The organism is Bradyrhizobium sp. CCGB01 (assembly GCF_024199795.1).
Taxonomy (GTDB): Bacteria; Pseudomonadota; Alphaproteobacteria; order Rhizobiales; family Xanthobacteraceae; genus Bradyrhizobium.
The window spans coordinates 2,364,112-2,376,397 of record NZ_JANADK010000001.1 but is presented as its reverse complement, the minus strand read 5'-3'; the positions used below and the strand labels follow the sequence as shown (position 1 = coordinate 2,376,397).

The following is a 12,286-nucleotide window of genomic DNA, read 5'->3' as shown; positions in this document are numbered from 1 at the left end:
TTAGCCGAACTGGTTCATCGTATTGTGGGCGCCGCCCGCCTTCAGGGCGGCTTCGCCCGCGAAGTATTCCTTGTGGTCGTCGCCGATGTCGGAGCCGGCCATGTTCTGGTGCTTGGCGCAGGCGATGCCCTGACGGATCTCGGCGCGCTGCACGTTCTTGACGTAGCCGAGCATGCCCTGCTCGCCGAAATATTCCTTCGCCAGATTGTCGGTCGAGAGCGCAGCCGTGTGATAGGTCGGCAACGTGATCAGGTGATGGAAGATGCCGGCGCGCTTGGCCGAATCCGCCTGGAAGGTGCGGATGCGCTCGTCGGCCTCGATGGCCAGCGGCGTATCGTCGTATTCCGGCTTCATCAGCTCGGCACGGTTGTACTTGCTGACGTCCTTGCCCGCTTCCTTCATCGCGTCGTAGACCTGCCAGCGGAAGTTGATGGTCCAGTTGAACGACGGCGAGTTGTTGTAGGCGAGCTTGGCGTTCGGAACGACCTTGCGGATGCGATCGACCATCTTGGCGATCTGCTCGATATGCGGCTTCTCGGTCTCGATCCAGAGCAGGTCGGCACCGTTCTGCAGCGAGGTGATGCTGTCGAGCACGCAGCGGTCTTCGCCCGTTCCGGCGCGGAACTGGTAGAGGTTGCTGGGCAGGCGCTTCGGACGCATCATCTTGCCGTTGCGGTTGATGATGACGTCGCCGTTGCGGGCGTTCTCCGGCGTGACTTCCTCGCAATCGAGGAAGCTGTTGTACTGGTCGCCGATGTCGCCCGGCTTGTGGCTGACCGCGATCTGCTGCGTCAGGCCGGCGCCGAGCGAGTCGGTGCGGGTCACGACGACGCCGTCTTCGATGCCGAGCTCGAGGAACGCATGGCGGCAGGCGCGGATCTTCGCCAGGAACACCTCGTGCGGCACGGTGACCTTGCCGTCCTGATGGCCGCACTGCTTCTCGTCCGAGACCTGGTTCTCGATCTGGAGCGCGCAGGCGCCCGCCTCGATCATCTTCTTGGCGAGCAGATAGGTCGCCTCGGCATTGCCGAAGCCGGCGTCGATGTCGGCGATGACGGGAACGACATGGGTCTGGAAGTTGTCGATCTTCTCGATCAGCGACTTCTCCTTCGCCTTGTCGCCTTCCTTCCGGGCGGCGTCGAGCTGGCGGAAGATGTCGTTGAGCTCGCGCGAGTCGGCCTGACGCAGGAAGGTGTAGAGCTCTTCGATCAGCGCCGGCACCGAGGTCTTCTCGTGCATGGACTGGTCGGGCAGCGGTCCGAACTCGGAGCGCAGCGCCGCGATCATCCAGCCCGACAGGTAGAGGTAACGGCGATCGGTCTTGCCGCCGAAATGCTTCTTGACCGAGATCAGCTTCTGCTGGGCGATGAAGCCGTGCCAGCAGCCCAGCGACTGGGTGTACTTGGTGGGATCGGCGTCATAGGCCGCCATATCGGCACGCATCAGCGCCGCGGTGTAGCGGGCGATGTCGAGGCCCGTCTTGAAGCGGTTCTGGAGGCGCATGCGCGCGACGGCCTCGGCCGACACGCCGTTCCAGGTCGGCTGCTTCTCGAGGAGCGCCTGGGCCGCGTCGAGTTCGCTCTGGTACGACGCCGGACCCTGGAGGGTGATGCCACGGGGCTGATAATTCATCTGTTCGATCCTTTCGCTGATGACAAAGCGCGAAGCCTTCTCACGACATTTTTGACAGTGCATTGCGAAATGCGTGTCATGAGCTAAACGCCAGAAAGAGAAGTTCGTACAGATGGCTTGTCTTCGAATGGTGATGTCATGTAACATCGGAACATGTAATAGATGTTATTTTGTAAATTTTGTAAAAAATATAGGTCATATATGCTGACCTTGCCGCCTCTGGAGATCTGACAATGCCCGCTGAGTCCGGGAAGAAACTGTTCGTCGGCCCGCGCTTTCGGCGGATCCGGCAGCAATTGGGGTTGTCGCAGACCCAGATCGCCGAGGGGCTCGGGATCTCGCCGAGCTACGTCAATCTGATCGAGCGCAACCAGCGCCCGGTGACGGCGCAGATCCTGCTGCGCCTGGCCGAGACCTATGACCTCGATTTGCGCGACCTCGCCACCGCCGACGAGGACCGCTTCTTCGCCGAGCTGAACGAGATCTTCTCCGACCCGCTGTTCCGTCAGATCGACGTTCCCAAGCAGGAACTGCGCGACCTCGCCGAACTCTGCCCCGGCGTCACCCATGCGCTGCAACGGCTCTATGCGGCCTATGCCGAGGCGCGCCAGGGCGAGACCCTGGCCGCGGCGCAGATGGCCGACCGCGACGTCGGCACGCGCTATGAGGCCAATCCGGTCGAGCGCGTGCGCGAGCTGATCGAGGCCAATCGCAACTATTTTCCGGAGCTGGAGCAGGCCGCGGAGACCCTTCGTGACGAATTGAACGTGCCGGCCGAGGGGCTCTATGCCGCGCTCGCCGCGCGCCTGCGCGAAAAACATTCGATCCAGACCCGCATCATGCCCGTCGACGTGATGCGCGAGACGCTCAGGCGTTTCGACCGCCATCGCCGCCAGCTCCTGATCTCGGAGCTGGTCGATCCGCCCGGCCGCGCCTTCCAGCTCGCCTTCCAGCTGGGCTTGGGTGAATGCGCGCAAGCCCTCGAGACCATCATCGGCCGTGCCGGCCCGCTCGACGACGCGCCGCGGCGGCTGTTCCGCATCACGCTCGGCAATTACTTTGCCGCCGCCGTGATGATGCCCTACCCGACATTCCTGGCGGCGGCAGAAGCGCTCAACTACGACATCCATGTGCTGGCGCAGCGCTTCAATTCCGGCTTCGAGCAGGTCTGCCATCGCCTCACCACCCTGCAACGGCCGAACGCGCGCGGCATTCCGTTCTTCCTCTTGCGCGTCGACAATGCCGGCAACGTGTCGAAACGCTTCTCCTCCGGAACGTTCCCGTTCTCGAAATTCGGCGGCACCTGTCCGTTGTGGAACGTGCACTCGACCTTCGACACGCCCGATCGCCTGCTCAAGCAGGTGATCGAGCTCTCCGACGGCACGCGCTATTTCTCGATCGCGCAGATGGTGCGCCGCCCCGTCGCGCCGCATCCGCTGCCGCAGCCGCGCTTCGCCATCGGCCTCGGCTGCGAGATCCGTCACGCCGCCCGCCTCGTCTACGCCTCCGGCATGGACCTGGAGAAAACGGAGGGCACACCGATCGGCGTCAACTGCCGCCTCTGCGAACGCGAAAACTGCGCCCAGCGCGCCGAACCGCCGATCACGCGCACGCTGATCTTGGACGAGACGACGCGGCGGGTGTCGAGCTTCGCGTTCTCGAATGCGCGGGAGTTGTGAGACTCACCGCTGTCATGCCCCGCCTAGTGCGCAATTGCGCACGGGGGGCGGGGCATCCAGTACGCCGCGGCCCGTCGGCTCAATCACTGCTGTCACGGAGTACTGGATTGCCCGCCTTCGCGGGCAATGACAGCTGAATGATTGGCGACAGCCCGCCCTCACGCCAGCGTATGCACGATCACCGGCCCCGCAGCGGCACTCGCATGCCCTGCCAGCAGCGGCCCCAGATCCTTCTCGATCCAGGCGATCGCGCGCCGGTTCGCCTCCTCCGCCTGCTCGAACTTGTCGAAGATGGAGATCGCGGTGACCGTGTCGTCACCGGCATAGACGACGTAATAGGCGCGGAAACCGTCGACGTCGCTGATGATCGGAACGGCCCCGTCCTTGATGCGGCGCGCCAGCTCTTCCGCGCTCCCGCTCTTCGCCTTGGCCTGACGGATGGCGGCATACATGGCATCCTCCTACCGGCTGTCTGGACCTGCGGACCAGTTGCCCGCACCGCATGTTACGCCGAAGCGCGCGGCCGATCCACGCTTGGTTAATCCCGCGCTAATCCGCCCCGGCGATCTGCAACCAACGATTAAGCACGCCTCAACATCGGTGCCTTAGTCTCGCCGCACTCACTTTTCGCAAACGGCGACGACCTATTCTGCCGGGGGAAGTGACATCAGGGGGTTCATCATGCGCGTTGCGCTGCTGCTGACCGCGACCGTTATGGGCGCGCTCTTCGCCAATCCATCCATTGCCGGATCGCTCGACGCATCGGCCGGGGCCGCGCAGGCGCTGCCGTCGGGCTTCCAGAGCTACCGGGGCTACATGTTCGACCTGTCGGAGAATTCCGACCGCAAGGATGTCGACAAGCTCACCGAGAACCTGAAGAGCCAGATCGACGTCGTCGAATCCGCCGGCCTGTCGCCGCGCGTGCTGCGCTTCTTCCGCACCGTCCCGATCATCGCGAGCGAGCTGGCCTGCCTCGACGAAGGCGCCGCAACCGCCTGCTACGGCCGCGTCACCCCGAACGTCGAACGCCCCGTGCCGCGGGCGCTGACGGTGTGGGACCATGCCACGCAGCGCTGGACCAATCCCAATGCCGTCGACCTCGCGGTCGATTCAGGCCTCGGCGTGATCATGCTGCGGCCGGACATGATGCGCTACGAGAAGGAGGCCGTGCTGCTGCACGAGCTGCTGCACGCCTATCACGCCCGGCTGTTGCCGGACGGCTACGCCAACAAGGGCGTGATCGGCTATTACGCCCTGGCCAAGTCCAAGGACCTGCTGCCCAAGGACTCCTATGCGATGAAGAATCCCATGGAATTCTTTGCCGTGACCGCCAGCATCTTCCTGGCCGGCAAGAGCGACTTCCACGACCCGAAGTCGCGCGATGCGCTCAAGGAGAAGATGCCGGACTATTACAAATATCTGGTCGGCGTGTTCGGCTTCGACCCCGACCCGGCACCGTCGAGCGGCCCGGTTGCCTCGCTGAAGTAAGGCAGGCGTAGCACTCGCGCGCCAGACCACCGCAAAAGCCGCGCGAAAATGCGCGGCTTTTTTGTTTTGGTAACCGGAAGCTGCGGATGACGCACCGCCGGGAATTGCCAAGGCGGGGCCCGATCTGCATAGTCCCGCCCGCATCGATACCGTTTTCGAAGAGGATAGAACAACATGGCGGACGCCGACCTGGATGTCGTGATCCGGCAACTGGCCAGACAGCTGCATACGGGCCTTTTGACCCGCGCCAAGGAGCGGCGGGATCGCTTCAACGGCCTTGCGGCCAAGGCCAAGGGCAAGGAGACCGGCGACCGCTTCAAGATGATGGCCAAGGCCACGATGGAGCAGGCCACCACTGCGGCCAAGCGGCTCCAGATGTCCGCCGACAACGTCGCCGACAGCTACGCCCGCGCCATGCGCCTCGCCGCCAGCACGCCGGTCGCGGTGAAGGTGGAGAAGGCGAAGCCTGAGAAGAAGGCCAAGGCGAAGAAGGCGAAAGCCAAGAAGGCGAAGTAGGCGCACTTTCTTCCTTCTCCCCTTGCGGGAGAAGGTGGCGCGAAGCGCCGGATGAGGGGTTCTCTCCACTCGCAATACTGTTCGTGAGGATGGAGACCCCTCACCCGTCTCGCCGCTGCGCGGCGAGCCACCCTCTCCCGCAAGGGGAGAGGGCAAATCGGCGAATGCGGCTTTGGAATCTCACCTTCTCGGCGCGACAACATGGGGCGGCTCGGCACTGGCGAGCTCGGCGAGTTTTGCGCGCGCCGCATCGCGGGTGCGGTTGTCCTTGCCGACCGGCAGTGCAAGTGCGGCTTCGAAATCGGCGCGCGCGTCGTCGGACTGGCCGCGGGCCAGGAATGCGAGGCCACGGTCGAGGCGGGACTGCGCATCCGACGGGTCGAGGCGGACCGCCGTGTTGTAGCTCAGGATGGCGCGATCGAGATCGCCGGTGGCGGCGAGCGCCAGGCCACGCTGGTGATAGGGCGCGGCGCGCCTGGGATCATGCGCGATCGCCTCGTCGTAATCCTCGATGGCAAGCTCCAGGTCGCCGTTCTGCCGGCGCGCCTCCGCCCGGTCGCGATAGAGCGAGGCGCGATTGGGATTGAGATGGATGGCCTCGTCGAAATCGGCGATCGCCCGCCTGAAGTCGCCGTGGCGTAGCGCGATCCGCCCACGCCCCTCATAGGCGAAAGCGATCAGCGATCCCCGCAGCGGCGAGAAGCCGATCACGGCCGAGCAGACGTCGGGCTCGTCCTCGTCCCCGCAATTGACGACCGTGTGCGTGGACAGGCCAATGAGCACGCCCAGGACGATCAGCAATGGTACCGCAGCTTTGGTCATCTTCGACCGTGGCAGGCAGAGGGCCGGCCACGCATCCCCTTTCGAAGGAACAGTCTCGCCGTGGTGTTAACACCGGCCGGGACCATCCTGTGTGCGCCAGGTCACAAAGCCGGGCGCAATTTCCGGCCGGTTCCGCGTCAGCCCCAGGGACCAGGAGAAGGACCTCGTGAGGACGAGCGGCCCCACGGGCTCCGCGGCGGATAGTTTTCGTTGGCGCCGAGCGACGGCGCCGCCTGCGCGCCGAGCTCGGCCGCGAGCTGCTGGAGCGCTGCGATGCGGTTCTGCGTCGAGGGATGGGTGGTGAAGAGATTGTCCACGCCGTGGCCCGACAGCGGATTGATGATGAACATGTGCGCGGTCGCGGGATTTCGTTCCGCCTCGAAGTTCGGCACCTGATGTGCGGCGCCTTCGATCTTCACCAGCGCCGAAGCCAGCCACATCGGCTGGCCGACGATGCGCGCACCGAGATTGTCCGCGGCGTATTCGCGCGTGCGGCTGATCGCCATTTGCACCAGCATGGCGCCGAGCGGCGCCAGGATCATCATCAGGATCGAGCCGACGATGCCCGGGCCGTTGTTGTTGCGATTGCCGCCGAAGAACATGCCGAACTGCGCCAGCATGGAGATCGCGCCCGCGAGAGTCGCGGTAATGGTCATCAGCAGCGTGTCGTGATTTTTGATATGGGCAAGCTCATGCGCAATGACGCCGGCAAGCTCCTCGCGGCTGAGCTGGTGCATCAGGCCGGTGGTGACGGCGACGGCAGCATTCTGGGGATTGCGCCCGGTCGCAAACGCATTGGGTTGCGCCTCGTCCATCACGAACACGCGCGGCATCGGCAGGCCCGCGCGGCCCGCAAGCTCGGCCACGAGCCCGACCAGTTCCGGCGCGCTGGCGCGGTCGACCTGATGCGCGCCGTACATCGAAAGCACCGCGCGGTCGGAGTTCCAGTAGGCGAAGAGATTGGTGGCCGCGGCAATGACGAGCGCGATCATGGCGCCGGATGCACCGCCGATCAGGTAGCCCACGCCCATGAACAGGGCGGTGAGGCCTGCGAGCAGCATTGCGGTACGAAGGTAGTTCATGGCCGTCTCCTGGAGCGGCCGCGGGCGAGCCTCCGGCCGGCCCCCTCGAAGTATGGATGCTGCCGGCCCCTGCAAGGGTTCGTGCGTCGCCGGGCCGCAGATGCGTGGGCCGCCGCCAGCCTTTCCCCTGTCGCTAAACCTTGAGCGGGATTTGCGCAAAAACACCCGCGGACGCTTAGCAACCTGGAAAGTGCAGCGTCGGCAAAATGCACGGTAACCGGGCACGCTGCGCGGCCCTTGCGCATTGACCGGTTCCAGTTGGTTTTCCGTCAGCAAGGTGACGTCATGATGGACCGCTCGCGCGCCGCTTCCGTCGACCCCGCATCCGCTCCCGCTGCTCATGAGAGCAAGACCGACGCGAAAGGATTGCAGGAGGCACTGCACGAGCAGCTCTTCGCCAATGACGAGCCCAGCCACGCGCCCGAGCCGCAGACAGCGTCGGAGTCAGGGCAGCGCTGGCCGCATCTGCGGCGCGGCGCCAAGGTCGCCATCGGGCTTGCCATCATTGCCGTGTTCGGCTGGCTGCCGCTGCGCGCGATCTGGGAGAATTCGAGCGTCGAGGCGGTGCTGAATTCCCGCCTCGTCACCCTGCGCACGCCGATCGGCGGCCGCGTCGCAGCCGCCCAGCGCGTGGCCGACCAGGCCAAGCTCGAGGCCGGAACCGTGGTCCTGCGCGTCGTGAATTCGCGCGGCGATCGCACGCGGCTCGACGATCTGCGGCGGCAGAAGTCGCGCCTGGAGAATGAGCGGCCGAGCCTTGCCGCAAAACTCGCCTCGGCCCGGGCGTCACAAAAGGATCTGGCCCGGCAGGCCACGCAGTTCCGCGAGGGACGCGTGCTCCAGCTCGAGGCGCGCATCGCCGAGATCCAGACCTCGATCGAAGCGGCAGGAGCGCGGCGGGAAGAAGCCAGCGCCGCCGTCGAGCGCGCGTCCTCGCTGGCGAAATCCGGCAACGTCTCGACCGTCGAGCTGGCGCGACTGACGCGCGAGCTTTCGGTGTCACAGCAGACCGAGCTCGGCGCGCGCAAGCGCCTGGACGCCGCCAAGGTCGAGCTTGCCGCGGCACAGAACGGCTCATTCCTCGGCGACAGCTATAACGACCGGCCAAGCTCGGTGCAGCGCGAGGAGGAGATGCGGCAGCGCGCCGGCGACCTCGAGGCCGATCTTGCACGCACCGACACCGAGATCGCCTGGCTCGCCAACGAGATCATCATCGAGGAGGTCCGCTTCGCCGATCTCTCCGAAGCCAACATCACGACACCGGTCGCGGGCCGCGTCTGGGAGATGATGACCTCGCCGGGCGAGGACGTGCAGGCCGGCCAACCGCTGCTCAAGGTGCTCGATTGCAGCGGCGCGGTCATCACCGCCAACGTCACCGAGAGCGTCTACAACCGCTTGCAGCTCGGCGACCGCGCCAGCTTCGAGCCCAATGACGGCGGCGCACCGATCTCCGGCACCGTGGTCAATTTGACCGGCGCCGCCGGCGCGCCCGCCAATCTCGCCATCAATCCGGATGCGCTGAGCAAGGAGCCCTATCGCGTGACGGTGGCGCCTCGCGATGCCGCGTCCCACGCCTGCACCGTGGGGCGCACCGGCCGCGTGGTATTCAACCGGCACGAGACCGCGTTGTGATGATGGCATTGTCGCCCGGCCTCATCACGCTCGGCGCGTTCATGGCGATCGTGCCGCTGCTGAAGCGCGACAGCACGATGGCGCGTTCGTTCCTGGCGGCCGTCTCGCTGGTCTTCCTGCTCCGCTATCTCCATTGGCGGGTCACGGCGACGCTCCCACCGCCGCATCTGACGGCTGATGCCGTGATCGGCTATCCCTTCATGCTGCTGGAAGCGGCCTCGCTCGTCGCGGTCGCGCTGTCGCTGCTGTTCCTGAGCCGGACCATCGACCGCACCAAGGCGGCCCGGATCGATGGCCGCGCCACCGATCCGCACGCGCCGCTGATCGACGTCTTCATCTGCACCTACAACGAGGAGCGGTCGATCCTCGAGCGCACCATCATCGGCGCGACCGGCATGGCGTACGGCAATTACCGCGTCTGGGTGCTGGACGACGGCCGGCGGCCATGGCTGCGGCGCCTTTCGAGCGAGCTCGGCTGCCATTACCTGACGCGGCCGGACAACCACCATGCCAAGGCCGGCAACATCAACAACGCGCTCAAACACGTCGGCACGCTTCCGGAGCAGCCGGACTTCGTCGCCATTCTCGACGCCGACTTCGTGCCGCGGCCCGATTTCCTCGCGCGAACCATCTCGCTCATGGACGATGCTTCGGTCGGCGTGGTGCAGACACCGCAGCACTTCATCAATCCCGATCCGATCCAGACCAACCTCGCCGCGACCGACGTCTGGCCCGACGAGCAGCGCTTCTTCTTCGATATCCTGATGCCGGCAAAGGACGCCTGGGGCGTCGCCTTCTGCTGCGGCACCTCCTCCCTCATTCGCTATTCCGGGCTGATGCGGATCGGCGGCTTTCCGACCGACTCCGTGACGGAGGACTATCTCGTCACGCTGCGCCTGAAGGAATTCGGCCTCACCACGATCTATCTCAACGAGCGGCTGACGATCGGACTCGCGCCGGAGGGGCTGAAGGAATACATCACCCAGCGCGCCCGCTGGTGCCTCGGTTTCATGCAGATCATCCGCGGCCGCAGCGGTCCGCTCTCGCGGGAATCGAAACTCGCCTTCATCGACCGGCTCTCGCTGGTCGATGCGTTCATGAGCTGGTCTGCGGTTTACACCTCGAAGGTGGCTGGCCTCGTGGTGCCCTGGCTGTTCCTGCTGTTCGGCATCAAGGCGGTGCAGGCGGACCTCACCGAGCTGTTGCGCTTCTTCCTGCCCTTCTATGTCTGGCACGGTCTCAGCATGGCCTGGCTGTCGCGCGGCCGTTCGCTCGCGATGATGACGGACGTCTCGCAACTGATCGCTGCGCCCGCCGTGCTCAAGGCGGTGGCAGCCGGCCTGTTGAGGCCGAAGGGGCACAAATTCAAGGTCACCGCGAAAGGCGGCGACCGCGACAGGCGTTTCGTCGAATGGCCGCTGCTGCGGCTCTATGGCAGTGCCCTCGTCATCACGCTCGCGGCCGTCGCCTATGCCTTCATCCTGCACCTGCGCGGCGAGAACATCGCCTATGGCGGACTGGCTCTGGCCTGGAGCCTCTACAACGCGTTCATCCTCGCCGTGGTCTGCTTCGTCTGCATCGAGCAGCCGCGCAAGCGCAAGGCGGAGCGCTTCGATCGCAACGAGCCGGTGCTGCTGCGCCAGGACGGCAGGTCGCATCTCGCGCGGCTCGCCGATATCTCGATTACCGGCGCCCGGCTGATCGATCCCGATCCGCCCCGCCCCGGCAGCACGATCGAATGCCGCATCTATGGCCGCGCGATCGCGGCCATCGTGGTGCGGCGGACCATCGATGGATTTGCGGTGCGGTTCGAGGAAGGCATGGACACGCGCGTGCATGCGATCCGGGCGTTCTATGCCGGCGAATATGTGCGCGCCTATCGCGGCGTCAGGGCGCTCCCGGTCGGCAAAGCGCTGCTGATGCGGCTGTTCGGGTGAGCCGCGCGGCGTCGATCGGCTCGCATTCCGTGCGCCGGCATGGCATGGAAAGGATGGCCTGAGGCCGTCACTTCACCTAGACTTCAGGCGAATCCACGCCTTCCCCTCCCCGCCGGAACCCTTATGCTCCAGACCCGATTTGTGATCGCGGCCGTCGCGCTCTTCGCATGCTGCGCCACCGCTTCCGCCCAGTTCGCGCCGCCGCCCGCAAGGCCTGCGGCGCCCAGGGCCACCGCGCCGTCGCCGCGCGCAGCGTCTTGCCATAACGGTGCGAGCTTCGATCGATTCCTGGCGGACGTGAAGAGCCAGGCTGTCGCCGCCGGCGTGTCGCAGCGGACGATATTGGAGGCCTCGCCGTATCTTGTCTACGATCAGGGCATCGTCAACCGCGATCGCGGCCAGCGCGTGTTCGGCCAGCTCTTCACCGAATTCGCCGGCCGCATGGCCGCGCCCTATCGCATGCAGAACGGCCAGCAGCACATCAAGAACCATGCGGCGGCGTTTGCGCGCGCGGAAAAGGAATACGGCGTGCCGCCGGCGGTGATCGCAGCGTTCTGGGGCCTCGAGAGCGACTTCGGCGTCAACATGGGCAATCTGCCGACGCTGAAATCGCTGGTGTCGCTGGCCTATGACTGCCGCCGCTCGGAGATGTTCGTCAACGAGACCATCGCCGCGCTGAAGATCATCGACCGCGGCGATCTGCATCCGGACGAGATGGTCGGCTCCTGGGCCGGCGAGCTCGGACAGACGCAATTCCTCCCCGTGCATTACGTCAACTACGCCGTCGACTATGACGGCGACGGGCGGCGCGATCTGTTGCGCAGCGAGGACGACGTGATCGGCTCGACCGCGAACTACATCGCCAACGGCCTGAAGTGGCGGCGCGGCGAGCCGTGGCTGGAAGAGATCAAGGTGCCGCAAAACCTGCCGTGGGATCAGACCGACCTCACGGTACAGCTGCCGCGCTCGAAATGGGCGCAGCTCGGGGTCAGCTATCCCGACGGCCGTCCGCTGCCGAACGACAATCTCGCCGCATCCGTGCTGCTGCCGATGGGACGCAACGGGCCGGCCTTCATGGCATACCCGAATTTCGCGGCCTACACCGAGTGGAATAATTCGCTGATCTATTCGACCACCGCGGGTTATCTCGCCACCCGCATCGCGGGCGCGGCACCGATGCGCAAGCCGACACAACCGGTCGCGCAACTGCCGTTCAACGAGCTCAAGCAATTGCAGCAGCTTCTGGTGCAGGCCGGCTTCAATGTCGGCAAGGTCGACGGCGTGCTGGGCCAGCAGAGCCGCGCCGCCGTGAAGGCGATGCAGATCAAGTTCGGCCTGCCCGCCGATTCCTGGCCGACGGCGGAGTTGCTGGCGCGGATGCGCGGCGGCACAGCGCAGGCGCAGCCGGGGGCAGTGGTGCGGTAAATAATCTATCCGTCGTCATTCCCCGCGAAGGCGGGGAATCCAGTACGCCGCGGCCTGTCGGTTCAATCACAGC

At 65.6% G+C, this 12,286-nt stretch carries 10 protein-coding genes; 6 read left to right on the top strand and 4 right to left on the bottom strand.

Features of this window, described 5'->3' with window-relative positions; all coding sequences use genetic code 11:
• Positions 1–1,632, bottom strand: coding sequence for an isocitrate lyase (locus NLM25_RS10665; RefSeq protein WP_254136912.1), 1,632 nt, complete (start codon positions 1,630–1,632; stop codon positions 1–3).
• A gap of 233 nt (positions 1,633–1,865) precedes the next feature.
• On the opposite strand from NLM25_RS10665, the gene NLM25_RS10660 reads away from it, so the two are divergent.
• Positions 1,866–3,311 (top strand): short-chain fatty acyl-CoA regulator family protein, encoded by a 1,446-nt coding sequence (locus NLM25_RS10660; protein WP_254116841.1) that lies wholly within the window; start codon positions 1,866–1,868, stop codon positions 3,309–3,311.
• 158 nt (positions 3,312–3,469) lie between these two features.
• Here NLM25_RS10660 and NLM25_RS10655 read toward each other — a convergent pair whose 3' ends face one another.
• A complete protein-coding gene (locus NLM25_RS10655) occupies positions 3,470–3,763 on the bottom strand; it encodes an antibiotic biosynthesis monooxygenase (RefSeq protein ID WP_014497428.1) in 294 nt (97 codons plus the stop codon).
• 229 nt (positions 3,764–3,992) lie between these two features.
• Between NLM25_RS10655 and NLM25_RS10650 the strand changes: the two genes are divergently transcribed.
• Together NLM25_RS10650 and NLM25_RS10645 are read left to right on the top strand one after the other, a co-directional pair.
• Positions 3,993–4,799, top strand: a complete 807-nt coding sequence (locus tag NLM25_RS10650) for a hypothetical protein (RefSeq protein WP_254136911.1) — start codon at positions 3,993–3,995, stop codon at positions 4,797–4,799.
• A 174-nt stretch (positions 4,800–4,973) separates the two neighbouring features.
• On the top strand, positions 4,974–5,315 hold the full coding sequence (locus NLM25_RS10645; RefSeq protein WP_254136910.1) for a hypothetical protein: 342 nt from the start codon (positions 4,974–4,976) through the stop codon (positions 5,313–5,315).
• A 180-nt stretch (positions 5,316–5,495) separates the two neighbouring features.
• Here the strand turns inward: NLM25_RS10645 and NLM25_RS10640 are convergent, their stop codons facing one another.
• Positions 5,496–6,137 carry a tetratricopeptide repeat protein gene (locus NLM25_RS10640; protein WP_254136909.1) on the bottom strand — a complete coding sequence of 214 codons (642 nt, stop codon included), beginning with the start codon at positions 6,135–6,137 and terminating at the stop codon, positions 5,496–5,498.
• 137 nt (positions 6,138–6,274) lie between these two features.
• Positions 6,275–7,219 carry a zinc metalloprotease HtpX gene (htpX, locus tag NLM25_RS10635; RefSeq protein ID WP_254136908.1) on the bottom strand — a complete coding sequence of 315 codons (945 nt, stop codon included), beginning with the start codon at positions 7,217–7,219 and terminating at the stop codon, positions 6,275–6,277.
• Positions 7,220–7,504: 285 nt separating this feature from the next.
• Between htpX and NLM25_RS10630 the strand changes: the two genes are divergently transcribed.
• From NLM25_RS10630 to NLM25_RS10620, 3 genes are all read left to right on the top strand, one after another.
• Entirely contained in the window at positions 7,505–8,851 is a 1,347-nt protein-coding gene (locus tag NLM25_RS10630) for an HlyD family secretion protein (protein WP_254136907.1), read from the top strand.
• Positions 8,851–10,788 (top strand): glycosyltransferase, encoded by a 1,938-nt coding sequence (locus NLM25_RS10625; RefSeq protein WP_254136906.1) that lies wholly within the window; start codon positions 8,851–8,853, stop codon positions 10,786–10,788. The genes NLM25_RS10630 and NLM25_RS10625 overlap by 1 nt, the downstream gene beginning before the upstream one ends.
• A 123-nt stretch (positions 10,789–10,911) precedes the next feature.
• Positions 10,912–12,213: a lytic murein transglycosylase gene (locus NLM25_RS10620; protein ID WP_254136905.1), complete on the top strand. Its 1,302-nt coding sequence runs from the start codon at positions 10,912–10,914 to the stop codon at positions 12,211–12,213.
• Positions 12,214–12,286 lie beyond the last annotated feature (73 nt).

Coding starts and splice junctions, on each gene's coding strand:
- NLM25_RS10665 (WP_254136912.1), bottom strand. CDS start 1,632: ATGAATTATCAGCCCCGTGGCATCACCCTCCAGGGTCCGGCGTCGTAC.
- NLM25_RS10660 (WP_254116841.1), top strand. CDS start 1,866: ATGCCCGCTGAGTCCGGGAAGAAACTGTTCGTCGGCCCGCGCTTTCGG.
- NLM25_RS10655 (WP_014497428.1), bottom strand. CDS start 3,763: ATGTATGCCGCCATCCGTCAGGCCAAGGCGAAGAGCGGGAGCGCGGAA.
- NLM25_RS10650 (WP_254136911.1), top strand. CDS start 3,993: ATGCGCGTTGCGCTGCTGCTGACCGCGACCGTTATGGGCGCGCTCTTC.
- NLM25_RS10645 (WP_254136910.1), top strand. CDS start 4,974: ATGGCGGACGCCGACCTGGATGTCGTGATCCGGCAACTGGCCAGACAG.
- NLM25_RS10640 (WP_254136909.1), bottom strand. CDS start 6,137: ATGACCAAAGCTGCGGTACCATTGCTGATCGTCCTGGGCGTGCTCATT.
- htpX (WP_254136908.1), bottom strand. CDS start 7,219: ATGAACTACCTTCGTACCGCAATGCTGCTCGCAGGCCTCACCGCCCTG.
- NLM25_RS10630 (WP_254136907.1), top strand. CDS start 7,505: ATGATGGACCGCTCGCGCGCCGCTTCCGTCGACCCCGCATCCGCTCCC.
- NLM25_RS10625 (WP_254136906.1), top strand. CDS start 8,851: ATGATGGCATTGTCGCCCGGCCTCATCACGCTCGGCGCGTTCATGGCG.
- NLM25_RS10620 (WP_254136905.1), top strand. CDS start 10,912: ATGCTCCAGACCCGATTTGTGATCGCGGCCGTCGCGCTCTTCGCATGC.